This is a genomic window from Streptosporangium sp. 'caverna' (assembly GCF_003203775.1).
Lineage (GTDB): Bacteria > Actinomycetota > Actinomycetes > Streptosporangiales > Streptosporangiaceae > Streptosporangium > Streptosporangium subroseum.
On the sequence record NZ_CP029711.1, the window covers coordinates 1,325,063 to 1,348,278 of the forward strand.

General features: G+C 69.3%; 19 protein-coding genes. 7 read left to right on the forward strand and 12 right to left on the reverse strand.

The window, feature by feature from the left end:
• Positions 1 to 303: 303 nt before the first annotated feature.
• The 4 genes from DKM19_RS06050 to DKM19_RS06065 form a co-directional block, all read right to left on the reverse strand.
• Complete coding sequence (locus DKM19_RS06050) at positions 304 to 582, reverse strand: SHOCT domain-containing protein (RefSeq protein WP_162641321.1); 279 nt, start codon at positions 580 to 582, stop codon at positions 304 to 306.
• Positions 583 to 888: 306 nt separating this feature from the next.
• A complete protein-coding gene (locus DKM19_RS06055; RefSeq protein ID WP_239514107.1) occupies positions 889 to 1,551 on the reverse strand; it encodes a Uma2 family endonuclease in 663 nt (220 codons plus the stop codon).
• An 88-nt stretch (positions 1,552 to 1,639) separates the two neighbouring features.
• Positions 1,640 to 2,287 (reverse strand): response regulator transcription factor, encoded by a 648-nt coding sequence (locus tag DKM19_RS06060; protein ID WP_089210790.1) that lies wholly within the window; start codon positions 2,285 to 2,287, stop codon positions 1,640 to 1,642.
• A gap of 196 nt (positions 2,288 to 2,483) precedes the next feature.
• Positions 2,484 to 3,596, reverse strand: a complete 1,113-nt coding sequence (locus tag DKM19_RS06065; RefSeq protein WP_110705507.1) for a sensor histidine kinase — start codon at positions 3,594 to 3,596, stop codon at positions 2,484 to 2,486.
• 168 nt (positions 3,597 to 3,764) lie between these two features.
• On the opposite strand from DKM19_RS06065, the gene DKM19_RS06070 reads away from it, so the two are divergent.
• Entirely contained in the window at positions 3,765 to 5,513 is a 1,749-nt protein-coding gene (locus tag DKM19_RS06070) for a gamma-glutamyltransferase family protein (protein ID WP_110694854.1), read from the forward strand.
• Positions 5,514 to 5,869: 356 nt separating this feature from the next.
• On the opposite strand, the gene DKM19_RS50515 is transcribed toward DKM19_RS06070, so the two are convergent.
• Positions 5,870 to 6,037: a hypothetical protein gene (locus tag DKM19_RS50515; RefSeq protein ID WP_204358672.1), complete on the reverse strand. Its 168-nt coding sequence runs from the start codon at positions 6,035 to 6,037 to the stop codon at positions 5,870 to 5,872.
• Positions 6,038 to 6,180: 143 nt separating this feature from the next.
• Between DKM19_RS50515 and DKM19_RS06075 the strand changes: the two genes are divergently transcribed.
• Complete coding sequence (locus DKM19_RS06075; protein WP_110694855.1) at positions 6,181 to 6,936, forward strand: SURF1 family protein; 756 nt, start codon at positions 6,181 to 6,183, stop codon at positions 6,934 to 6,936.
• A 53-nt stretch (positions 6,937 to 6,989) separates the two neighbouring features.
• Positions 6,990 to 7,307, forward strand: a complete 318-nt coding sequence (locus DKM19_RS06080; RefSeq protein WP_110705508.1) for a DUF3817 domain-containing protein — start codon at positions 6,990 to 6,992, stop codon at positions 7,305 to 7,307.
• A gap of 77 nt (positions 7,308 to 7,384) precedes the next feature.
• Here the strand turns inward: DKM19_RS06080 and DKM19_RS06085 are convergent, their stop codons facing one another.
• Positions 7,385 to 7,576, reverse strand: coding sequence for a hypothetical protein (locus DKM19_RS06085; protein ID WP_110694856.1), 192 nt, complete (start codon positions 7,574 to 7,576; stop codon positions 7,385 to 7,387).
• Between the two features lie 477 nt (positions 7,577 to 8,053).
• Between DKM19_RS06085 and DKM19_RS06090 the strand changes: the two genes are divergently transcribed.
• On the forward strand, positions 8,054 to 8,974 hold the full coding sequence (locus DKM19_RS06090) for a helix-turn-helix domain-containing protein (RefSeq protein ID WP_162641323.1): 921 nt from the start codon (positions 8,054 to 8,056) through the stop codon (positions 8,972 to 8,974).
• On the opposite strand, the gene DKM19_RS06095 is transcribed toward DKM19_RS06090, so the two are convergent.
• The 4 genes from DKM19_RS06095 to DKM19_RS06110 form a co-directional block, all read right to left on the reverse strand.
• Positions 8,958 to 10,298, reverse strand: a complete 1,341-nt coding sequence (locus tag DKM19_RS06095) for a hypothetical protein (protein WP_110694858.1) — start codon at positions 10,296 to 10,298, stop codon at positions 8,958 to 8,960. The genes DKM19_RS06090 and DKM19_RS06095 overlap by 17 nt on opposite strands.
• Positions 10,299 to 10,498: 200 nt before the next feature.
• Positions 10,499 to 12,028 carry a serine/threonine-protein kinase gene (locus DKM19_RS06100; RefSeq protein ID WP_110694859.1) on the reverse strand — a complete coding sequence of 510 codons (1,530 nt, stop codon included), beginning with the start codon at positions 12,026 to 12,028 and terminating at the stop codon, positions 10,499 to 10,501.
• The gene (locus DKM19_RS06105) at positions 12,021 to 14,003 is read right to left on the reverse strand and encodes a hypothetical protein (protein ID WP_110694860.1); all 1,983 of its coding nucleotides are present in this window, start codon (positions 14,001 to 14,003) and stop codon (positions 12,021 to 12,023) included. The genes DKM19_RS06100 and DKM19_RS06105 overlap by 8 nt, the downstream gene beginning before the upstream one ends.
• The gene (locus DKM19_RS06110) at positions 14,000 to 15,598 is read right to left on the reverse strand and encodes a serine/threonine-protein kinase (protein WP_162641324.1); all 1,599 of its coding nucleotides are present in this window, start codon (positions 15,596 to 15,598) and stop codon (positions 14,000 to 14,002) included. Before DKM19_RS06110 ends, DKM19_RS06105 begins: the two co-directional genes overlap by 4 nt.
• Before the next feature lie 471 nt (positions 15,599 to 16,069).
• Between DKM19_RS06110 and DKM19_RS06120 the strand changes: the two genes are divergently transcribed.
• The 3 genes from DKM19_RS06120 to DKM19_RS06130 all read left to right on the forward strand — a co-directional run bounded on the left by DKM19_RS06120 (position 16,070) and on the right by DKM19_RS06130 (position 21,768).
• On the forward strand, positions 16,070 to 17,011 hold the full coding sequence (locus tag DKM19_RS06120; protein ID WP_110694863.1) for a GNAT family N-acetyltransferase: 942 nt from the start codon (positions 16,070 to 16,072) through the stop codon (positions 17,009 to 17,011).
• Positions 17,012 to 17,299: 288 nt separating this feature from the next.
• The gene (locus DKM19_RS06125; RefSeq protein WP_110694864.1) at positions 17,300 to 17,989 is read left to right on the forward strand and encodes a response regulator transcription factor; all 690 of its coding nucleotides are present in this window, start codon (positions 17,300 to 17,302) and stop codon (positions 17,987 to 17,989) included.
• Between the two features lie 185 nt (positions 17,990 to 18,174).
• Complete coding sequence (locus DKM19_RS06130; RefSeq protein WP_239514108.1) at positions 18,175 to 21,768, forward strand: DUF4153 domain-containing protein; 3,594 nt, start codon at positions 18,175 to 18,177, stop codon at positions 21,766 to 21,768.
• Between the two features lie 13 nt (positions 21,769 to 21,781).
• On the opposite strand, the gene DKM19_RS06135 is transcribed toward DKM19_RS06130, so the two are convergent.
• Both DKM19_RS06135 and DKM19_RS49305 read right to left on the reverse strand, forming a co-directional pair.
• Positions 21,782 to 22,027 carry a hypothetical protein gene (locus DKM19_RS06135; protein ID WP_110694866.1) on the reverse strand — a complete coding sequence of 82 codons (246 nt, stop codon included), beginning with the start codon at positions 22,025 to 22,027 and terminating at the stop codon, positions 21,782 to 21,784.
• Positions 22,028 to 22,109: 82 nt separating this feature from the next.
• Entirely contained in the window at positions 22,110 to 23,123 is a 1,014-nt protein-coding gene (locus tag DKM19_RS49305; protein ID WP_162641327.1) for a hypothetical protein, read from the reverse strand.
• Between the last annotated feature and the right edge of the window lie 93 nt (positions 23,124 to 23,216).

Consider the following 23,216-nt stretch of genomic DNA (forward strand, 5'->3'; position numbering starts at 1 on the left):
AACTACGCCAGATTGGAACCGACAGTAACAATATATTCACTTTGCGCTTATAGCATGCTCCCCTGGACAGAGTTGGGCCTGCACCCCGGGACGTAAAGAGCCTGCACCCCCGGAGAGGCGGGCCTGCACCCCCCCGAGGGTGTGAGCCTGCGCCCCCGAGGGTGTGAGCCTGCGCCCCCGAAGGTGCGGGCCTGCGCGCCCCCGAAGGTTGCGGGCCTGGCCTCCCGAGGGTGCGAGTCTGTGCCCCCGATGGTGCGAGCATGAGCCCCGAAGCGCGGGGCTGGGTCCCTGAGGGGGCGGGACCTACGAGACGCCGCCCCTCAGGACCGAGGTGTGCTCGAAGTACTCGTCGCTGCTCATCTCGCCGCGGGCGTACCGCTCGGCGAGGATCTGTTCCGCCGACGCGATCGTGCTGACCGGACCCGGCGGGGATGTGTGGTGGCCGGTCCACGGCCTCCACCCGTTGCGCCGGGCACGGAACGCCAGCGTCGCCAGCACGACCCAGAACAGGATCCAGAAGGCCGGAAACACCGGCCACCACATCCCAGGCCCCCACTGCGGAGCCAATGCGAGGACATCCATGCCCTACCTCCTTCGACGCTCTCCACATTCCTCCGGAAAGCCACGAAGGGAATCGCCCCGTCGTCTCATCTCGCTCTACCGCGCGGGGCGTACGGGTCCCGTCAGGGTCCACCCGGGAGTAGAGGTCTCGTTACGGGTCGCCAAGAGCTTGCGGGACGGTGAGGTTTGTTCCGGGCCGAGGGGAACGTGCGGGGTGGCGCGTGTTCCGGCTCGACGAGATCTTGCGGGCTTACCTGCCTTGTTACGGGTCGCCAGGAGCTTGGGGTGTTGCGGGTCGCCCAGGGGCTCACGGGTGTACGGGCGTCGTTACGAGTTGCCGGGATCTTGCGGGGGGATGGGGCTTGCCTGCGGGTTGCCCAGGATCTTCTCGAAGACCGAGGTCTCCAAGGTGAAGCCGACCGGCTCGGGGATGTGCAGCGCGGAGCCCACCGCGACGCGGGTGAGGGTCTGGTATTCCCCCTCTTTCGGATCGCTGAGGACCGTCACGGTGGCGGGCGTGGCCACGGGGTCGATAAGCAGCATCACGGGAACCAGTCCGGAGGCGTAGAGGTCGGGCTTGCGGTCGCGGTCGTCGACGACGCTTCCCGGTGACACGATCTCGGCGACCATGAGCAGGCCGGAGGAGAGCAGTTCGCGGGCACCCCAGCGGGGGCAGTCGGCGGGAGCCAGGACGAAGTCGGGCTCAACCGGATCGCGAGGCCCGTCGATGCAGACGTCGACGTTGCCCGTATACGCACGCCAATCGCGATCCATGATCAGTTGATGCATCTCGTATGCAAGAAGCATCGCAAGCCAGCCGTGCTCGGGGGTGCCCACCGGGCTCACTATGAGTCTTCCGTCGATGACCTCGGTCCGCAGTCCGGGAAGTTGTGGAAGCGCGTCGAAGAGCTCGCGCGCCGTACCTGGCAGGGGCTTGGACGCGGTCTCGGGTGAAGGCCGCAGTTGGGCGTGGCTCCGCTGCGATGTCATGGCCATGACCTTTCGTGTTCAAATGAACACGATGAGTTTCTCAGTCGGAGGGGTCGAGTGCGAGGTTTTCCCGGTATGGCGGAGGAGTTCAGCCCCAGCCGGGGCGGACCAGGCCGGACTCGTAGGCGATGACGACGAGCTGGGCGCGGTCGCGGGCGTGCAGCTTCATCATGGCCCGGCTGACGTGGGTCTTCGCGGTGGCAGGGCTCATGAAGAGTTTCCGGGCGATCTCGTCGTTGGTCATGCCCGTGCCGACCAGGGTGAGGACCTCGCGCTCGCGGTCGGTGAGCAGGCCGAGGTCGTGGCCGGAGCGGGGTTCCTTGGCGCGGCTGGCGTATTCGGCGATCAGGCGGCGGGTCACGCCGGGGGAGAGAAGGGCGTCGCCGGCGGCCACGACGCGGACGGCCTGGATGAGCTCGGCCGGTTCGGTGTCCTTGACCAGAAAGCCGCTGGCGCCGTTGCGGAGGGCCTCGAAGACATACTCGTCGAGCTCGAAGGTGGTCAGAATGATGATCTTCGGTCCCGGGGGCATCTCCCGGGTGGCGGTCAGCCCGTCCATGCCGGGCATGCGGATGTCCATCAGGACCACGTCGGGTTCGTGCTCGGCGGCCAGGCGCAGGGCCTGCGCGCCGTCGGAGGCCTCGGCCACCACGGTCATTCCGGGCTGGGCGTCCAGCAGCGCCCGGAATCCGGCCCTGACCAGGGCCTGGTCGTCGGCGAGGACAATCTTGATCATGTGGGCTCCTCCGGGGTCGACGGTCATACCTCGGCCTTGATCCTGCGGGTCGGGGTCGAGGGTCGCGTCTCAACCCTGGTCCTGCGGGTCGGGATCGGCGATCGCGCCTCAACCCTGGTCCTGCGGGTCGGGGTCGAGGATCGCGCCTCAACCCTGGTCATACGGGTCGGGGCCGGCGGTCGTGCCTTAATCCCGATCATGTGGACTCCTCCGGGATCGGCAGCCGCGCCTCGACGCGGAAGCCCCGTCCATGGTGCGTGGCGGTCAGCGTGCCCCCGAGGGCCGAGGCCCGTTCGCGCATGCCGGGGATGCCGTTTCCGCTGCCCAGGCTCTCTCCGGGGGTGTCGCCGCCGGAGTCGGTGACCTGGATGGTCAGCGCGCGGGAGCCGTACTCCAGCAGGACCGTGACCGAGGCGCCGGGAGCGTGGCGGGTGACGTTGGTGAGGGTCTCCTGCACGATGCGGTATCCGGCCCGTTCGACCCCGGGCGGCAGGGGCCTGACCTCGCCGGTGACCTGTTTGACGATCGGGAGCCCGCTGCGCTCGATGAGCTCGTCGAGCCGGTCCAGCCCGGCGGTGGGAGAGCGGGGCGCGTCGTCGCGCAGGACGTTGAGCACCGAGCGCATCTCGGTCAGCACGTCCTTGGAGGCCTGTTTGATCGTGGTGAGGGCCGTGCGCGCCTGTTCGGGGTGATCGTCGATCAGGTGCAGCGCGGTGGAGGCCTGCACGTGGATGAGGGAGATGTTGTGCGCCAGCACGTCGTGCAGCTCCTGGGCCATGGTCAGCCGCTCCTCGCTGGCCTGCCGCCGGGCCTCCTCCGTCTCCGTCCGCTCCCGTTCGGCCAGCCGTTCCTTCCTGACTCGTGCGAACTCCGCCACCGCCAGCACGATTCCCATGATCGCGGCCACCGCGAGGTTATGGAACCAGCCGGTGACAGGGTTCGGGGACAGCCAGTTCGTGTAGACGACGAAGAACGCGTAGGCGAAGGCCCAGGTCGCCGCGACCACGCGGCGGTGGCCGAGCCCGACGGCGTTGTACGCGGCGATGATCGGGCTGATGAAGACCGGGCCGTAGGCATGGCCCCGGAGGATGAAGACACAGGTGACGCCCACGGTGACGAGCAGGACGGGCACCGGGTGACGGCGCCGGGCGAAGAGGGCGAGCGGCCCGACCAGGAGCAGCGCGTTGCCGAGCGGATCCACCGGGACGCGTTCACTCTGGTTCCATTCCACCCCTTGGGTGCCCATGACCTGGACGAAGCCGGCGAACAGGGGGAGTATCCGTTCGATCCAGCGGGGTTTGGCGCGCACGCTCAGCACTTTACGGCCGCCCCGCTGACCTGTGCGTCCGTCCGGGGAGGAAGGGGAGACTACATCGCCAGTAGTAGGGAAAAGGTCGATAAATCGGACGGGCTGAATTGACGGGCAAAGGGCTGACAAGGCGGACGGCTTGAGTCAAGCTGTCTGCGGGAGGCCATAATGATCACTCATCGCATCGCCGTTCCCCTTGCCGGAATCCTGGCCGGGACCTCTGTCCTGTTTGTACAGCCCGCGGTGGCGTCACCGCCCGCGGTGGAGAAGAAACCCGTCGCGGAAGGGTATGGCGGAGCGGTTTCGACCGTCGACCTGGACGCGAGCAAGGTCGCGCTGGGGGTGTTGCGCCAGGGTGGCAACGCGATGGACGCGGCGATCGCCGCGGCGGCCACGCTCGGCGTGACCGAGCCCTACTCGGCCGGACTGGCCGGGGGCGGGTTCATCGTCTACTACGACGCGCGGCACAAGAAGGTCCACACGATCGACGGCCGCGAGGCGGCGCCGCGGGCGATGGGTCCGACGTCCCTGGAGGGCATCCCGTTCGAGGAGGCCGTGACCAGCGGGCTGTCCGCGGGGGTGCCCGGCAGCGTGGCGCAGTGGGAGCTGGCGCTGCGCAGGTTCGGCACGCTCTCGTTGAAGCAGGCGCTCAACCCCGCGATCGAGGTCGCCTCGAAGGGGTTCGCGGTCGATCAGACCTTCTACGAGCAGACCGCCGCCAACGCCGCCCGGTTCAAGGACTTCACCTCCACCGCCAAGCTCTACCTTCCCGGTGGCGCCCCGCCGCCGGTCGGATCCACGTTCCGCAACCCCGAGCTGGCCGAGACCTACCGGCAGCTCGGCAGGCGCGGTGGCGACTGGCTGTACGAGGGCGCTCTCGGCGCGGAGGTCGTGGCGACCGTCAAGGCTCCGCCGGTCACGCCCGGTTCCACCCGCAAGATACGCCCCGGCCTGATGGAGACGTCCGACCTGAAGGCCTACCGGGCGCTGGAGCGGCCGCCCACGAAGATGACCTACAAGGGCATGGACGTGTACGGCATGGCGCCCCCGTCCTCGGGAGGCTCGACGGTCGGTGAGGCGCTCAACATCCTCGAAGCCCTGCCCAGGATCGGCCTGCACGAGTATCTGGAGGCGTCCCGTCTCTCCTTCGCCGACCGGGGCAAATATGTCGGGGACATCCCGGGCGTGCCGCTGAAGGAGTTGCTGTCCGACGGGTTCGCCAAGGAGCGCGCCTGCCTGATCGGTGAGCGGGCGATGCCCAACCCGGCCCCGCCGGGCAACCCCGACGGGCGCTACGGGCCCTGCCCGGTCACGCCGTCGGCGCAGGCCACCGAGACGCCCGCCGAAGGCCCGGAGACCACCCACCTGGTCGTGACCGACCGATGGGGCAACGTGGTCGCCTACAACATCACGATCGAGTCGACCGGCGGCAACGGCATCGTCGTTCCCGGACGGGGCTTCCTGCTCAACAACGAGCTGACCGACTTCACCTTCGGCCCGGCCCCCGGCGACCCCAACCTGCCCGCGCCCGGTAAGCGGCCCCGGTCGTCGATGGCCCCGACGATCGTCCTGGCGGACGGCAAGCCGTTGCTCGCGCTGGGTTCTCCCGGCGGCGCCACGATCATCACCACCGTGCTGCAGATCCTGGTCAACCGCTGGGACTTCGGCATGTCCCTGCCCCAGGCGCTGGCCGCCCCCCGAGCCAGCCAGCGCAACACCGCCGATACCCAGGCCGAGCCGGACTTCATCAAACGCTACGGCCCCGAGCTCACGCTCAAGGGGCAGAGTTTCGCGCCGACCCCCGAGATCGGCGCGGCGACCGCCATCGAGTTTCTTCGCAATGGCAGGCTCCAGGCAGTGGCCGAACCCGTCAGGAGGGGCGGCGGCAGCGCCCTGGTGACGAGCGAGCGCCGCTAGGACCGTCACCGCTGATCGGCGAATTCGCCGATCAGCGGTGACGATTGCCGGTGCGGGCCGTGGATTCTCGGCGGGTTCGGGAGATCGCGACGAGACCCGTCACCCGCTGGAGGTCACACTCCCCGCCGGGCTCTCCGCGAACGCGAAACCGCCGGGCCTTCCATGAACATGAAGCTGTCAGGTCGTGCGTGGAACGTGAAAACCGTCGGGCCCTGCCGCGAACATGAAGGCCGCCGGGCCCTGACGTGAACGTGAAGCTGTCGATGCCCTCCAGGGAACGTGAAAGCTGCCGGACACTCCAGGGCACGCGAAAAGCGCCGAGGACCGGGCCGTCGGCGCTGTCGGTTGCTTGGCTGTTAGAGCAGCAGGTATGCGGCAATGACGACGATGACCAGCACCGCGACGCCCACCACTATCGGCAGGGTGTACGACCGCTTCTGAGGGACGGCCTCCGCCTCCTTGCCCTGCGCGAACGCGCGAAACGCCTGGGTGTTACCTGCTGGGTCAATCTGAGGATCAGACATGGGTCGACTTTAGCGACATCAGGTGTCCCCTCGACACCGATTTGTGGCACTTTTGCAGATACTCGTGACGCATGAGACCGGCGCGGAGGGTGAGGTGCGGTACTGCGGAGAGGACCGCCGGTCAGGGCGGATAGCGTGGGGGCATGTTCCGGATCCTGTTCTCTCCTCGCGTGATGGCGCTCCATCTGCTCGCGATAGGAGCGCTTGTCGCGTGTGGGCTGCTGGGCCGCTGGCAGCTCGGCGTCTTCGAGGATTCCGGCAAGCCCCTCGCGGTGAGCGACCCCGCTCCGGTCGCGGTCGGCACGCTCACGCAGGCGGGTCGGCAGATGACGACCGACGCGGTCAACCGTCAGGTGACGGCGGAGGGGACCTTCGACGCGTCGAAGCAGCTCCTGGTGGCCGAGCGGGACGAAGGTCTCTGGCTGCTCGTCCCGCTCGACCTCGGCGACGGCACCTCGATCCCCGTCGTGCGCGGGTGGGTGGCCGCGGCGGGTGATCCGGCCATCGCCGCCGTGCCGGCGGGCAAGGTGACGGTCACCGGGCGGCTGCAGCCCTCCGAGACTCTGGACAGCGTGGCGCGCAGGCCCCGGCAGCTGCCTCCCGGGCAGGTGATGACCGTGTCGTCGGCCGAACTGATCAACGTGTGGAAGGGCGTGAAGCTGCGCAACGGGTTCGTGGTGGCCGCCGGGGAGTCCCCCGCTCCGGCCGTCGCGGCCAAGCCGGTGAACATGCCCCCTCCGACCGAGCTGGGTGGGTTCACCTGGCGCAACCTCGCCTATGCCGCCCAGTGGTGGATCTTCGGGCTGTTCGCGGTCTTCATGTGGTGGCATTTCGTGCGCGACGCCCTGCGAGGACCCACGGCGGAGCAGAAGTCAGATCCCGAACCCGCCGCCGTGTGAGCCCCCCGACATATCGTTCCTGTGCCCGAACTCCCAGACCGAGGTAAATGACCGTGGAATCCGCCCTCAAGCCCTTTCGCATCCTGGCGTACATCGTCGGCACGATGCTGCTCGTCCTGTCCACCTGCATCGTGCTCAGGTACGGCTTCGGCATCGAGCAGCCTTCAAAGATCGTTTCCCCGATCCACGGCTTCCTCTACATGCTCTACCTGGTGGCGACGATGAACCTGGGAATGAAGGCCCGGTGGTCGTGGCAGTACATCGTGGGCGTGATGCTCGCGGGCACCGTGCCGTTTCTGTCGTTCGTGTTCGAGCGCAAGGTCACCCGGCGCGTGGAGGCCGAGCTCGCGGCCGCGCCCGCTGTCGGATAAGGGCCGCTGTATTCCGCGGGCCGCATGAAACAGGCCGGGACCTGCCCTGCGAAGGGCGGGTCCCGGCCTGCGCCGACTCAGCGGCCGAGGCCGCGCCTGCGAGAGCGCTTGAGCCGCTCGCGCTGGGACGGGTCGAGCATCATGTAGCCGATGACCGGGGCGGCGATGGCGCCCAGGATGACCAGCAAGGTCACGAGACCCGGCAGGAAGATCCACGACAGGACCACCGCGGCCCCAGCACCGATCGCGTACTTCTGGATGGGCGACATCCTCAACATCCTCCGAACGCGGGGCGGACGCCCCGTCTGTTGTTCATTGTGCGTCGCCTACTCAACGTGTGGGCTCACCGACAGGGTTCCAGCCGAGATATATCGTGATCCGGCCGAGGCCCCGGGGATGCGACGTCGCCCGGAAGCCGCGTGATCGGCCCGTTCCGAGGGTAGATGCCGCTGGGATCCTCCGGAGTCTCTCCGACGGCCGTGAGGTTCCCGGCCGTGATCTCGTCCGGATCGGCGCGTAGACGCCCGGCGGGCATGGATCCGGCGGGCGTGGATTCGGCGTGTCGGCTCATCCGTGATCACTGCGGCTGCCGCGGTCTACCGGCGATAGCGAAAAAAGAAGTTAACGCATCTATGGGCGTTTCGTGGTGATCGTTCTACGGAAGAGTAAGAAAGGTTGTCCATGCCGATCTGGACGGCCGGTTCGGTGCTTCGTGGGCAATCACGGTGATCATAGGGGGACGTGCTGTGAGCAGCACTGGGCAGGAGCCGGCGCGAGCCGAGCTCAGTGCGGTCGGGCAGGCGCTGGAGATCCTGGGGGATCGATGGGTGCTGCTGATCTTGCAGCGGGCGTTTCTCCTGCGAATCCGGACCTTCGCCGGGTGGCGGGACGCACTGGGCATCTCCGAGTCGGTGCTCGCCTCCAGGCTCAAGGAGCTGGTCGGTCACGGGATCTTCGAACTGTCGGCCTACCGGAATGGGCGGACCCGCTACGAATACCGGCTGACCGAGCGGGGACTGCGGTTGTGGACGCTGCTGGTGGCCATCCACACGTGGGAGCGTGACTGGGCGGAGCGGAGGCAACTGCAGCCGCTCCGCCACGACCTCTGTGGCGAGGACGTGAAGCCGTATCTCGGATGCGGCGCCTGCATGGAGCCGATGAGCGCCCGTGACACTCGGACCGAGCCCGGCCCGTCGGCCATCTTCTCCCGGATCGGCTCGTCCCGGCGGCATCGCCGTACGGTCCGATCGGTCGCGGAATCCGACCTGATCGGCTACTGCCCGGACTCGATGGAGATCCTCGGCGACCGCTGGAGCACGAGTATCCTCGCCGCGGCCTTCCTGGGGATCAGCCGTTTCGTCGACTTCCAGTCCGGTCTCGGCATCGCACCCTCGGTGCTCACCGACCGCCTGCGCCGTTTCGTCGAGCTCGGCGTCTTCGACCCCCCTCCCGACGGCTCCTACCGGCTCACCGACAAGGGCCTGGCCTTCTTCGAGGTCTTCGCCTTCCTGGTCGACTGGGCCCAGGGCGAGCTTCCCGGGCGCGAGGGCTCGGGGTTGTCCATCACCCACAGACCGTGCGGCGCCGCGTTCGACCCGGTCCTGTTGTGTACGGCCTGCGTCCGGCCACTCCGCCGCCGCGAGGTCCGCTTCATTTTGTCCGGCTGAGGCCTTCCAGGACCCGCTGGGTGATCTTGAACGCGTTCTTGAGCGTTCTGTGGTCGTCGTCCTTGGTACCGGGGCGCTGGTACTGGACGGCGACCACGAGGTTGGCCGCCCGGAAGACCACTCCAGTGTTGTAGGTGAGCTCGTTCGTGGTCTCGAACGTGTAAGCCTCCGCAGCGACCCCGGAAAGCGTCGTCACCGGCCTGATCTCGATTAGTGGAAGGCCCACATCTGTCTTGGTCGGGCCGCTGTCCTTCTTGAGGAATCGGCCGTAATCTTCGTCGGCTTCCGTGACGGAGGAGTACCGCAAGGCCTCGATCCGGAGTATCTCGCCGCTGTCTGGCCGACCCGGTTCAATGACCGCGTTCCATTTGCACTCACCGGTCACCTCCAAGGAGGGAATGGTCTCCAGCGACAGCTTGGCAGCCTGATCCCTGGAGATGAGCTTGCAGGGATCAAGCTGCTTGGAGAAGAAGGTGGGGAGCGCGACCGGGGTGATGGACGGCGTCGGTTCTGCCGATTCGGAGGAGCGGGGCCAGAGCCAGAAGGCGGCGCCTCCCAGGACCAGGACGGCGGTGACGGCCGCCGCGACGGCGAAGAGGCCGCGGCGGGGGCTCCGCTGAGCGGGGCGGGGAGCGATCCTCTCCAGCGTCAGCCGGACCGAGGTGGCGTCGGGGTGGTGGGCAGGTTCCGCCGCCAGCAGCTCGTCCAGCAGCGAGGTCAGCGGGCCCGAGCCGGTCGAGCCGGTGACGGGATCGGCCAGGGGCGTTCCGTCCGCCAGGCGGAGGCCGGCCTGGGACCCCGTATCCGGCATCCGGCCCTCGACGGCGGCGAACAGGGTGACGCCCAGGTCGCGCAGCTCATCGGCGGGGACGGGGGAGGCGATGCCGGTCAGCACGACCCGGCCGCCGGGGGCCAGCAGCACGGCGTCGGGGGTGGCGGCGAGGTGAACGCCCCGCTCATGGGCGGCGGCCAGGGCGTCCAGCACGCGCAGGCCGATCTCGGCCGCGCGCTCAGGGGAGAACGGGCCGTCGGCGCGGACCGTCTGGAGCAGTGAACGGCCCTCGACCGACTCCATGACCAGCCACATCCGGTCGGGAGTGGAGATCACGTCGTGGAGGGCGGTGATGCCGGGATGCCGCAGACCGGCCGTGGCACGGATCTGCTCGAGGAGCCGGTCGCGGTGTGGGCCCGGGGGCGGGAGCCGTACCTCGGAGATCGTGACGTCGCGGTGGAGCAGCTCGTCGCGCGAGCGCCAGCTCATGCCCGTGGGGTCGCGGCGCTCCAGCATGCGGTAACGCCCGGCAAGGAGATTGGGATCACTCATCCGGTCGCCTCGCCCGCGCTGACCGCCTCGCCCACGTCGGCTGCCCTGTCCACGCCGGTCGTGCTCTCCAGGACTGCCGGTTCACTCCTGCCGGTCGTCCCATCGCGTTTCCCGTGACGCGGAAGTCCTCAGTTCCGGTGATGCGGGAGCTTTCAGTTCCCGTGCCGGGGAAATCCTCGGTTCCCGTGACGCGGGAGTTCTCAGTCACGGCTGTTCAGCTCCTCGGCGACCTGGCGCGCGGCGTGCAGGGCGTGCTCGCGCAGCTCGGTGCTCGCCTTTTTGCCCTTCTCCGACACGTCGACCTTGATCAGCAGATTGCTCACCCGGAAACGGATGACCGCGTGGATCTCGTCCAGGGCGAGGACGTCGTAGGAGAACGCCTCCGCCCCGACCCGCCCCACGTTCCTGAGCGGGCCGACCGAGCCGACGAGGCCGGTTCCCTTGTCGGCGACGACCCCGGTGCGCTCGGCGATGAAGAACGCGTGGGCCGCGTCGGGGCCGCTCTTCCCCGGCACGGAGCCCTTGAGGCCGAGGGCGACACGGATGCTGCGCTTGTTGGCCGCCTTGTTGTTCCAGAGGCAGTACGGCTCGTCATCCGGTGGGGATGGCTTCATGGGGGTCTGGGACGCGTCCGGCACCACGGCCCGGCTCTGAGACTCCGTCAGCAGGGTGCACGGGTCGGGAGCGGTGGGGAAGCGCCCGGCACGGGGGTCGGGAGCGCCCGGCGAGGCCGTGGGCGCCTTGGACCCGTCGAGGGACGCCAGCAGCATGGCTCCGGCCGCTCCGATCGCGACCGCCCCCAGCACGACCCCGGCGATCAGCCCGGTACGGCGCGGCTTCGGCGGCGGCGCGATGGCCAGTGGTGCCACTGCCGGCGGGGCGGCCGCCACGGGCAGCACCCCCGGGTCAAGCCCCTGGGCGATCCGGTGCAGGGCGGTGCGGAGCCCGGCCTCTCCGGGACGCTGCCTGGGGTCCTTGGCCAGTACGGCGAGCAGCACGGGCGCCAGGGCGGCCGCCCGGGTGGGAAACGGGGTCTCCTGGGTGAGCACCGCGCCGAGGGTGGCCACCGGGGTGTCGCGCTGGAAGGGCCCCCGGCCCTCGACGGCCGCGTACAGGGTCGCGCCCAGGGACCACAGGTCGGCGGCGGGGCCGTCGCCGGTGCCGCGTAATCGTTCGGGGGCGATGTAGCCGGGGGAGCCGACCAGCGCGTCCGGTGAGGTGAGCTGGACCTCGCCCTCAAGCGTGGCGATGCCGAAGTCGGTCAGCAGCACCCCGCCGTCCTGGGCGAGCATGATGTTGGCCGGTTTCACGTCCCGATGCACGATGCCCCGGCTGTGCGCGAGGGCCAGCGCGTCGAGTACGGCCAGCCCGATCGCGGCCACCGACCGCGGCGGGAGCGGTCCGTCCGCGCGCATCGCCTGGCCCAGCGAACGGCCTCTGACCAGGTCCATCACGATCCACGGACGGCCGTCCTGCGCGATGACGTCATGCACGGCCACGATGGACGGATGGCTCAGCCGGGCGGCGGCGCGGGCCTCACGGAGGGTGCGTTCGCGCATCTCGACGCGGTGCGCCTCGGGCAGGTGCGGGTCGATCCGCACCTCCTTGATCGCCACCTCGCGGTGGAGCAACTCGTCGAGGGCACGCCAGACCACGCCCATCCCGCCCTCACCGAGGCGTCCGAGCGCGCGGTAACGGCCCGCGAGCACCGGGAGCGACGGGTCAGCCATTGGTCTTCAGGGACTCGGCGATCCAGCGGGCGACCTTCTCGGCGTTTTTTGTGATCTTGCCGTCGGAGTCCGTCTTGATGCCACCCCGCTCGTACTCGACCTCGGCGATCAGGTTGCTGACCCGGAGGACCACGGTCACCTTGTAGGACCCGCCGTACAGGTTGATCGAGTTGTAGCCGCCGAAGGAGAAGGCCTCCTCGCCTATCCCCTTCAGGTCCTTGGGCGGGGCGGGCTTCGGGGTGGTGAACTGGGCCTTGTCGACGAAGTCCTTCTTCTTACCGGCCAGATACTCCTTGGCCCTCGCCAGCTCGGAGCCGTCCTGCTTCTGGGCGACGAGCCGTACGCGGAGGTCGAACTTCTCCACGTTCGGCTTGCGCCAGTCGTGGGAGTTGAGCCAGTTGCACTCGGCGACCTCGACCTCCGAGCTCTTGAACCCCGGCACGACCTCGCCGGCCTGCTTGTCGTCGAGCAGGCCGCACGCCCTGGGAGCGGTGGCGAAGCGTCCCTTGGCCCCGGCGACCTCGGCGGAGTCGGCGACGGGATCGCTCTCGCCGGAGCCGCTGAGCACCGAGGTGAGCAGGATGCCGATGGTGACCGCCATGGCGATGAGCAGGGTGCCGGTCAGCGCCACCACGGAGCGGGGCACGATCACTCCGGCTCGCAGATCGGAGCGTTCGGTGGGGCCGGTCGGGGCCTGCGACGGAGAGGCGAGGGGAATGTCCCTCCTCGTTCCGGTGCCCGGGGCCGGTTCGCGCAAGGTGGGATCGTCCGGAAGGGACGGAGCGCCGGGCATGGGCGGGGCGGAGAAGAGAGGAGGGGCGTGGAGGGTCGAGGTCCGTTCGTAGGGACCCGGCGGGGCAGGCGCGGTCGCCTCCGGACCGGAGGATCCGGACGTTCCACGGTCCAGGGGTCCGGTCGCTCCGGGCGTCTCCGAGCCGGAGGATCCGGGCGTTCCACGGTCGGGGGATCCGGGCGTCTCCGAGCCGGAGGGGCCGGACGTTCCAGCGCCGGACGCGCCGGAGCCGAGGGGGCCGGACGTTTCAGGCGTTCCGGGGCTGAAAGGCTCGGATGGGCTGGACGTTCTCAGGGCGTAAGGCGTCGCGTCGCCGTTGAAGGGCCCGGGTGCGCCGGGCATCCTGAGGTTGAAGGGCGCCGTGTCAGGGCCGCCGGTTCCGAGCGCTTCGGAGTCGAAAGGCGCCGCGGCATCGGAGCCGAAGAGCCCGGGGCCGGTCGCCCCGGAGCCGAACGACCTGGGGGGCGGCGGAAACGCGCTGGAGCCCGGCGGCAGGGAGTTCTGCGAGGAGAACGGCGGGAACGCAGTGGAGCCCGGCGGCAGGGAGTTCTGCGAGGAGAACGGCGGCGGGGAGTTCTGAGAGGAGCCCGGCGGCGGGAACGACTCCCCGAAACGGGGAGGGAACGCCCCCATGGCGGCCCGGGGGACGGAGGCCTCGCCACGGCTCTGCGCGATGTCGAGCAGAGCCATACGCAGGAACCCGGGGGCGGGCCGTTGCGTGGGGTCTCCGGACAGCAGGCTGAAAAGGATGGGGGCGATCGGCCCCGCGTTCTCCAGGGCGCCGCCGGGCGACGGCGGGTGACCCTCGACGGCGGTGTAAAGGGTGGCGCCGAGCGACCACAGGTCGGCGGCGGGGCTCGTCACCCCCTCGGGAGCGGTGAAGACCGGGGACGGAAGGGTCGGCCCGGTGAGGATGATCTGGTCGTAGGGGCCGAGCAGCACCGAGCCCGGCCGTACGTCACCGTGGAGCATCCCGCGGTTGTGCACGGCCACGAGCTGGTCCAGCACGGCCAGGCCGACCACGGCGGTCCGTTGCGGCGGCATCGGCCCGAGCCGTCCGATCACCTGTTCCAGCGAGGCCTGCTCCAGCACCGACGGGACCTCCGTCCCGGTCTCGGAACTGAGATCGGTGGGCCCGCCGGCATGCCTGCCCTGTGATCTGGGGGTGTCTGGATGGTTCATCCGCCAGCCTTCTGCTTGTTCAGCGCGTTCGCGATCCAGGTGGCGGCGGTGTGGGCGCCCGCCCGGATCGAGGGGCCGTCCTCGCTGCCGTCCACCACGGTGTAGCCGACGTCGACGACCAGGTTGTCGACGCGGAGGACCACGAAGCTCTGTTCGAGCCTGCCGGTCTTCCGATTTTCGTAGACGTCGTAGCCGAAAGCCTCGTTCCCGACCGGTGCGACCGGCAGCGGACCCGTGGAGCGGGCCGAGCGGGCGCCGGCCTGGATATCCGACCAGCTCCAGGCGAGCTGGCCGCTGGGGATGGCGTTGTTGCGCTCGTTCACGAACAGTTCGTGAGCCTGGCGCGGGCTCTTGCCCCACTGCTTGTTCAGGCCCGAGGGGCGCACCTCCAGGCCCAGGCCGCTGACCGTCCACCGGCAGCCACCGTTGCTGGTCGGTTTTCCCTCGCCGGTCAGTGCCGGGAGCAACTGCTGGACACTGGCGACGGGGAGCAGCTTGCACAGGTCCACGGGGGTGGCGAAGGCGCCGGGTTTCTCGCTGAGCATGACCGGCTTCTCGACGACCGTACGGTCCGCCGACAGGTGGACCACGCCCATCGTGGCCCCGATGACCGCCGCGACCACCGCCACCTCGACGGCGGCCCACAGCGCCGCCCCCCTGGGCTGGAGGAGGGTCCGGAGGGCCGGAGCCGACGGGGGGCGGTGCGACGCCGCTGGGGGCACAGGAGCAGGCGCGGGTGTGGGTGTGGGCGCTGGTGGAGGCGTGGCGGCCGTACGGCCGGCGGCGAGCTCCCCCAGGGCGCGGGCCACGGTCTCGAAGGACGGCCGGGCCTCGGGCAGGGGGTCCAGCATGAGCATGAGCAGCGGGCCCAGCGCGCCCGCTCGCTCAGGCTGTCTGGCCGGTTCGGTGAGCACCCGGCTGATCGCCGCGATGGGAGTCGCGGCGGGGTGCGGCGGCAGGCCCTCGACGGCGAAGTAGAGGGTCGCGCCGAGCGACCACAGATCGGAGGCGGGAGTGCCGCGCTCGCCGCGCAGCCGTTCGGGGGCGGCGTAGTTGGGCGCGTCGACCAGGTGGCCGGTGCGCCCGGAGGTGACCTCGCCGTCGACGACGGCGAGACCGAAGTCGGTGAGGACCGCTCTGCCCGTCCTGGTGAGGAAGACGTTGGCCGGCTGGACGTCGCGGTGCACCATCCCGGCCGCATGGGTGGCGGCGAGCGCGCTGATAATGCCCACACCGACCCTGGCCGCCTGGTGGACCGGCAGCGGATGCCGATCGCGGACGGTCTGTTCCAGGGACGCGCCCGACAGTCGCTCCATGACGAGCCAGGGCCGCTCCTGCTCGATGATCACGTCGTGGACGGTGACGATCGAGGGATGCTTGAGCCGGGCGGCCAGGTTGGCCTCCCGGAGCGCGCCGGCGTAGGTCTCCTGCCGTCGGACGGGGTCGAGGTCCGGCGGAAGCCGTATCTCCTTGACCGCCACGTCACGGCCGAGCGTCTCGTCGGCGGCAAGCCAGACCGTGCCCGACCCGCCCTCGGAGAGGGGGTTGAGCAGCCGGTAGCGGCCTGCCAGCACTCGAGTGTCGATCCTGCTCACCCCGTTCGCTATCCGATCGCGGACAGCAACATAGTCACTTAGCGGCATATGGACCAATGAAGAGGGATTCCCTTGCGGGTTGTGTGCCCCCTGTACCCCTTACACCCCTCAACCTCCGGCATCCTCGGCGTTCGACGGTTCCCCGTGGAGCAGCGGACGCCGGATCTCGGACGGTCGCCGGAGGTCGGGCCGGTGCTCGTGGGCGCTCCACATGTGCCCGGTGGGGCGGCTTCCATGTTCGGCGGAATCGTTGCCTCTGACCCTGTGCGGACCGGCGCTGACGTCGATCACTTCGTCACGATACGAGGGGAGAATATCTAGTTGATGCCGGAACGAAGGCATCGATACGCTGACCGTCCCTTCGAGCCAGAGGAGGTGAGGAGCAGATGTTCGCCAACCCGGTCACTCGCTCCCGCCTCGGGCAACAGACCGCCTGAGGTCCTCGGGAGCGCATGCTCTCTGGAGTTCCCCTTGTCTGACCTGCTTTTCCGTCCGCTCGAAGCGGGCGAGTCCGACCTGTTCCACCGCTACGGCGCGCTGCCGGCCTCCGGTGTGGGCGCGCGTGCGCTCTCCTTCGAAGAGCTCGATTACCAACCCGAATGGGTCTGGGTCGCGCTGCGCGGCGACGAGGTCGTCGCCAGGGCGGGATTCTGGGGCCCGCCGGGCTCCAGGCATCCCTTCAGCCTCGACTGGTTCGACCCGGGTTCGGGCCCGGACCGGATCGAGGTGGGCGCCGAGCTGCTGCGGGCCGCCTACGCCGCGCTGGTCACGCCCGGATACACCGCGCCGTCCGGCGCGCGGCCGGACTACCACCTGTTCCTGCCGAGCGACTGGCGTGAACGCCCCGACGCGTTCGCCGACGCCTCCGACCGGATCGCCGCGGCCGAGAAGGCGGGGCTGCGTCAGTCCGTCGAGCGGCTGAACCTGCGCTGGATCCCCGAGTACGGCCTGCCGCCCAGGTCCACCCGGCTGACCTTCACCCCGGTCCTCGACGAGGAGACGATGGTGGACCTGCTGGCCAGGATCGCCGAAGGCAGCCTGGACCACTGGGACCAGCGCAACCTCGCGGAGAAGGGGCCGAGGGCGACCGCCCTGGAGACCGTGGCGGAGGTCGCCGCGATGCCCGGCGGGCGTGACCGGTGGCGGCTCGCCCGCGACGCGTCCGGGGCACTGGTGGGCATCGTGATGCCCACCCGCAACTCCAGGAGCGCGACGATCGGCTACGTCGGGGTCGATCCCGCCCACCGCGGCCACGGCTACGCCGACGACCTGGCGACCGAGGCGCTGCACATCTTCGTCGCCGAAGGCGAGCCCGAGGTGAACGACAACACCGACGTGGGCAACGCGCCCATGGCGGCCTCGTTCGCCAGGATCGGCTATCGGATCACCGGCCGCCGGCTGATCCTCGTCTGACCCGGATGGGGCCTCCGCTTCCGTGGAGGCCCCATATCCGGCAGGGATGCATCCGGGCGTGGGATAACGGGGCCTCCAGTCCCTCTGGTCCCTCGGGCTCTCCTCGGGGCCGACCCTGCTGGAAATCCACGTCTGGCAGGGCATGCGCCTGAGCGGAGAACGCGTCCGAGGGGAAGACCTGCGTTTGAGCGCGGACGTGCACCCCGGGGAGACATGCACCTGGGGATGCGCAAAACCTGCACAATTCACCGCAGTTCATCTGCACAGGTCCGGTCTACGCTGCCCGACATGGCAACTCCCCAGCAACGACGTGTCCTCGTGGTGGAGGACGACGAGACGATCGCGCGGGCCGTACGGCACCGGCTGGTCGCGGAGGGCTTCGAGGTTCAGGTCGCCGGGGACGGGGAGGCCGCGCTCGTGGCCTACGCGAGGACCGGGCCCGACGTGGTGGTGCTCGACAGGCTGTTGCCCGGACTCGACGGGCTTGAGGTGTGCCGCCGGATGCAGGCGGCGCGGCCGGTGCCGGTGCTCATGCTCACCGCGCTCGGCGAGGAGACCGACCTGCTCGTGGGGCTCGGGGTCGGGGCCGACGACTACATGGCCAAGCCGTTCAGCATGCGCGAGCTGGTCGCCCGGGTGCACGCCCTGCTGCGCAGGGTGGAGCGGGCCTCCCAGCTGGCCGTGGACGACACGGTCATCCGCGTCGCCGACATCGAGATCGACACCGCCGAGCGCCGGGTCTACGTGCGGGGCGCGGAGGCGCAGCTGACCAGGACCGAGTTCGACCTGCTCTGCCGCCTCGCCGAACGCCCCGGCCAGGTCTTCGAGCGGGAACGGCTGCTGGCGGACATCTGGGGCTTCTCCGAGGCCGCGGCCACGCGCACCGTCGACAGCCACGTGCGGGCCCTGCGCCGGAAGCTCGGCCCCGGCGTCGTCCGGACGGTGCACGGAGTCGGCTATGCCCTCGTCCGCTCGTGAACATCGGCCGTGCCGTCACTCGTCCGCGGACGTCGGTGGTGTTCTCGCTCGTGCGTCTCGGTTGAGCCTTCGCCTGCCCGTGGACGTCGGTCGTGTCCCTGTCCGTCAGTGGGCGTCGGTTGTGTCTTCTCCGTCCGTGAACCGATTCTCCTTTTTCTCACTCCAAGACTGGGATGCGTCAATCATTGAGACCCCTCGACTTCCTGGGCCGGATCAAGGTCAAGCTCGGGATGGTGATCCTGCTTGCCGTCGCGGCGGCGTTTGTCGTCAACGAGGTCGGCATCAACGCCGGCTACTCGCGAAACGTGCGCGTCGCGGTGGCCGGGGCGCTCGCCCTGATCATGATGCAGCTGCTCGCGCGGGGGATGACCAAGCCGCTCCGTGAGATGGCCGCCGCCGCGCAGACCATCGCCAAGGGCCGGTACGGCCTGCGGGTCACCGCGACCTCCCGCGACGAGGTCGGCGAGCTCGCCCGCGCCTTCAACGCGATGGCGGCCGATCTGGGCGAGGTGGACAGGCAGCGGCGGGAGCTGGTGGCCAACGTCAGCCACGAGCTCCGTACGCCGATCACCGCGCTCCGGGCGGTGCTGGAGAACGTGGTGGACGGGGTCTCCGACCCTGACCCCGTCACGCTCGGCACCGCTCTCGCCCAGACCGAACGGCTGGGCCGGCTGGTCGCGCAACTCCTCGACCTGTCCCGGCTGGAGTCGGGATCCCGGTTGATCGAGCTTGAGGACGTCGAACTCCGGGCGCTGTGCGACCAGGCGCTGCGGGAGGCCGTACTGGCCAGGGAGGGTGTCACGGCCCGCTGCGAGGTCCCCGAGGAGCTGAGCGTCCGCGCCGATTCCGACCTCCTGGCGCAGGTCCTGGCGAACCTGCTGGACAACGCGGTACGGCACAGCCCGGAGGGCGGAGTCGTGGTGCTGGCGGCGGCCGCCGAGGGAGACGGGGTACGGCTGCGCGTGACCGACAGCGGGCCGGGAATCCCGGCCGAGGACCGGGCGCGGGCATTCGAGCGCTTCTCCCGCCTGGACGCGGGCCGGGCGGCCGACGGCGGCGGCGCCGGGCTGGGCCTGGCCATCACCAAGGAGATCGTCGAACTCCACGGCGGCTCCATCCATGTCGAAGACGGTGTCGGTTGCCATGTGGTGGCCGACCTTCCTGGAAGGATCATGATGGACACCCCCCTGTCCTCTCCTATCTCGCCCGGCAGGGGTTCCCCCTCCTCGGCGGGGGACAGAGCCTCCGAGGATCTGACGGTCCCCGAGCCTTCCGACCCGGACACGGGCGACGCGCCACCCGGGGACGGCGAGACATCCGAGCCTCGCGAAGCAGCCGAAGCGGGCCGGGCGTCCGAGTCGCGTGATCTGCTGGGGACCGGTCATCGGTCCGAGTCTCATGACGTGCTTGGGGCCGATCATCGGTCTGAGCCTCGTGACGTGCTTGAGGTTGGTCATCGGTCCGAGTCTCATGACGTGTCCGGTGCCGGTAGTCCATCCGAGTCTCGTGACGGAGCCGAGGCCGGTGAGGCGTTCACGTCTCACGGAGCTCTGGTGACCGCCGGGGCGCCCGAAGCCCGCGCGGGATCCGAGCCCGTGTTCGCCTCCCCGGATCTCGAACCCTCCGTTTACGGAGCCGCGGTGCCCGCCGCGCGGCAGACGCCGCCGCCGCAGTTTCCCTCCAAGCCGATCCTCATGTCCGGCGGGGACGCGTACCGGTCCGGTGGGGTGCGGCAGGGGCGGGCGCGAAGCTGGATCGGAGCGTTCCTCGGGCTCGTCATCGGAGGTTTCTTCGGCCTGGTGTGCGGAGGGGTCGTGGGGGTCAGCCTCGCGATGCTGGATCTCAGGGTGGGCATGCTGATCGGTCTCGGCCTCGCCGTGGTCGGAGCGTTCATCGGCACGGTCATCGGTGCCACCACCCCGGGCGCCGCGCCCTGGGCCGGCCAGGCGCAGGTGCCGCTCCCGCACCGCCCCCCGGCGCAGGGGCCTGGCGCGCCGCTCACCGTACCGAGGCCGGGCCCGAGGGATTCGGAGAGCGAACCGCCCCTGGAGACCTCAGGAGAGACGGCACGGCCGCCGGGCGGCATGGGCGGGCAGACGGGCGAGGGAACGTCGGGGACGCCTGCGGCGTCTGAGCGGTCCGGGGCACCTGGCCCGTCGGTGGTGTCTGGAGCGTCCGGGGTGGCCGGCCCGTCCGGCACATCCGGGGCGTCCAGGATGTCCGGGGTGTCGGGAGCGCCCGGAGAGCTGAGAAGTCCCCGGGATCCCTCGGCCTTCGGAGGGACGGGAGGGTATGAGGCTCCGCCGATTTTCCCTCGGCCGGATCTGCCGAACACCCCCCGGTGGGTGCTGCCGGTGTCCGCGGCCGTCGGGCTGCTGGCCGCGTTCGCGGTGCCGTACAGCAGGGCCGGGCTGGGGCTCGTGCTCGTGGCCGTCGCCATGGGGGCGGCGGCGATCCCCGCGGTGCGCAGGAGGATCACTCCCTGGTCTGCGGGGATGGGGGTGGTCGCGTACGGGCTGGTCGCGGTCGCGATGTTCAGGGACGCGGACTGGCTCGTCGGACTGCTCCTGTTGGCCGGATTCCTGACGGCCGCGCTCGCTCTGTCGGGGGCCGGGCGCGGCTGGCTCGGGGTGGCCAGGGGCGGGGCGTCGGTGATCCTGGGGCTGTTGCCGGTGCCGTGGTTCCTGGGGCCGCAGGTCAAGGGGATGGCGGTCCGCAGGCGGTTGATGCCGCTCCTGGTCGGGGGCGGGCTGACCATCGTGCTCGTGGGAGTGTTCGGCGCGCTGTTCGCCTCGGCGGACGCGATTTTCGCCCAGGCCGTCCAGCGGGTGTTCAGCGCGCAGGACTGGGCGGAGACGGTGCCGCTGCGGATCCTGCTCTTCGCGGTCTTCGGGTTCGTGGTCGCCTCCGCGGTGCTCGTCGGCCTGCGACCCGTCGTCGAGCCCAAGGCCCCGGACCTGCGGGTCACGGTGAGCCGCGGTCTCTGGGTGACCCCGCTGACCGCGCTCAACCTACTGTTCGCCACCTTCGTGGGGATGCAGCTGACCGTGCTGTTCGGCAGTACGGACTGGGTGGCGTCGGCCACCGGACTGACCTATGCCGAGTACGCGCGGTCCGGATTCTTCCAGCTGGTCATCGTCAGCGTGTTCGTGCTGGCCATCGTGGCCGTCGCCTCGGGGGTGGTCGAGCTCAGGGGCGTCGACCGCTGGCTGATGGCGGGGCTGCTCGGCGTGCTCTGCGCGCTGACCATGGTCATCCTGTTCTCCGCGCTGCACCGGCTGGACCTGTATGCCGAGGTCTACGGGCTCTCCCGGTTGCGGGCCTCGGTGGAGGCCACGGTCTGGTGGCTGGGCGGGATCTTCGTCCTGGTTCTGATCGCCGGTGCCGTACGGCTCATCAGGCGGGGGCACGCGGGGTGGCTGCCCAGGGCCGTCGTCGTGATGACCAGTGTCGCGCTGCTGGCGTTCGCGGTGTGGAACCCGGATCTCCGGGTCGCGGAGACGCAGATCGCCATCCGCGGTGTGGACCGGATCGACCTGGACTACCTTGGCGATCTCGGTGCGGAGGCCGTACCCGCGCTGGACCGGCTGCCGGAGCCGTCCCGCAGCTGCGTGCTGGCGGCCGTGGTCAGGGCGAACGAGCTCGACCGGCCCGACCCGTGGAACGGCTGGAACCTCGCCCGGCGGCAGGCCAGGGAGGTGCTTGAGCGGCGGCCGGTGCTCAAGGTCGTCTCATGCCCGCAGACGTTCTACGGACTGGAGGATCCCTACCGGGGCTGAGCGACCTTCGCGGTCAGGAAGCCGGGTCATCGGGGCTGACACGCACCGATACGACACGATCAAGGGCGACAGGGGTGGACTCCTCGGCCACCTGCTCGCGATGGTCGTAGAACCACTGAGCGCGCTCTGCCTCGTCCATTGCGGCGATGTCCTGTGCGGTCGGTTCGTTGTCAGTCACGATGAGCCCTTTTTCGATGGTCAGCTTCGTGGGGATGAAATCGATTTGTCCGACATCTGGCCAAGAACGACCCGCCCTCATGTTCCCATCCCCACGGGCAAGCCTTCGCGCGACCTCACGAATGGTCCCGGAAGACCTCGGCCATTATGAACGGCCTCTATGGTCAGAGATATTCCGCACATGCCTGAAATATCGCCAGACGAGCTCGCTGGTTGGGGTTGCCGCCTTCAACTCGCGAGGCCCAGTGGGACGCAAGCCTGGCGGCTTGCCTGTCGTTCGGGTCGAGCGCGCCTAGCAGGGCGTGCAATGCTGCGGTTTGATTAGAGGAAGTGCCCGGAAGATCGTGCCGCCCGCTTTGAAGGGCGAGCTCTTGCACTTGTTTTCTCAGCTCTGCAGTGATGCGCCTGGAGTCTGTCGCCGCCAACGCTTCGCGGATCACGCCACTTCCGAGGTCCGCGATTTCCACTGCGATTCGCGCAGACAACTCCGCCGTCTTCCTGCGATGCCTATGTGGGTCAGTAACGATCTCCGCGATTTCCGGATCCATCAAGATGGGATGATTGCGGAGGTCCTCCGGCAATACCTCGCGAGGAGATTTCCGGATGATGTAGCCCTCATGAGGTTTCTTGGGCCACTCATCGCTGAGTCGCACTCCTGTGACCCGCTCAGCGAGCACGTAGGCGGCCTCCAGCCAGTTGTCGCCAGAGGAGTCTACCCGGCACGGCAGGTCTCCTATTAGGGCGTCCAGCACGCCGATTTCTGGCTCATCATCACTAATGTGTCTGACTCGAAGAGGATTGCCGCCGTCTCGGGAATACTGCCATTCAGGGCTGCTATTTCCGAAAACACAGAATGCCTCCCCGCCGACAGAGAGTTGACGCATGACCTCCGTAGCGGTGCTCTCCCGGCCACTGGGCTCGATTGCGATCGTCCATCCAGACCGGGCACCAAGGAGAATGATCGGGTCTTGTTCCTCGTCGGATGACGGACCATGCTGATCCCTGTACTCAGAGGCGTCAGAGAGGATCCACTTACCCACCGGCTCCACTGGATTTCCGAAACATGAAGCAACCTCCGTGAAATCCGGAATCCTGGTCCAGGAGATACAGGTATAGCTGCGTAGATTGAAATGGGTATCGAGCAGCTCCCGGTAGTGCTCCAGCTCTTCTCTGGCCATCGATGGTCATTCGTCAATCTGCTCGGCAAATGTTTGATCGTAGATGGGGCCGGGCTTCATTGCGACTGGACAAGTTTCTCGGATGAGGATCTG

Coding starts and splice junctions, on each gene's coding strand:
- DKM19_RS06070 (WP_110694854.1), top strand. CDS start 3,765: ATGATCACTCATCGCATCGCCGTTCCCCTTGCCGGAATCCTGGCCGGG.
- DKM19_RS50515 (WP_204358672.1), bottom strand. CDS start 6,037: ATGTCTGATCCTCAGATTGACCCAGCAGGTAACACCCAGGCGTTTCGC.
- DKM19_RS06100 (WP_110694859.1), bottom strand. CDS start 12,028: ATGGCTGACCCGTCGCTCCCGGTGCTCGCGGGCCGTTACCGCGCGCTC.
- DKM19_RS06105 (WP_110694860.1), bottom strand. CDS start 14,003: ATGAACCATCCAGACACCCCCAGATCACAGGGCAGGCATGCCGGCGGG.
- DKM19_RS06060 (WP_089210790.1), bottom strand. CDS start 2,287: ATGATCAAGATTGTCCTCGCCGACGACCAGGCCCTGGTCAGGGCCGGA.
- DKM19_RS06135 (WP_110694866.1), bottom strand. CDS start 22,027: ATGAGGGCGGGTCGTTCTTGGCCAGATGTCGGACAAATCGATTTCATC.
- DKM19_RS49305 (WP_162641327.1), bottom strand. CDS start 23,123: ATGGCCAGAGAAGAGCTGGAGCACTACCGGGAGCTGCTCGATACCCAT.
- DKM19_RS06075 (WP_110694855.1), top strand. CDS start 6,181: ATGTTCCGGATCCTGTTCTCTCCTCGCGTGATGGCGCTCCATCTGCTC.
- DKM19_RS06050 (WP_162641321.1), bottom strand. CDS start 582: ATGGATGTCCTCGCATTGGCTCCGCAGTGGGGGCCTGGGATGTGGTGG.
- DKM19_RS06095 (WP_110694858.1), bottom strand. CDS start 10,298: ATGAGTGATCCCAATCTCCTTGCCGGGCGTTACCGCATGCTGGAGCGC.
- DKM19_RS06055 (WP_239514107.1), bottom strand. CDS start 1,551: ATGACATCGCAGCGGAGCCACGCCCAACTGCGGCCTTCACCCGAGACC.
- DKM19_RS06125 (WP_110694864.1), top strand. CDS start 17,300: ATGGCAACTCCCCAGCAACGACGTGTCCTCGTGGTGGAGGACGACGAG.
- DKM19_RS06085 (WP_110694856.1), bottom strand. CDS start 7,576: ATGTCGCCCATCCAGAAGTACGCGATCGGTGCTGGGGCCGCGGTGGTC.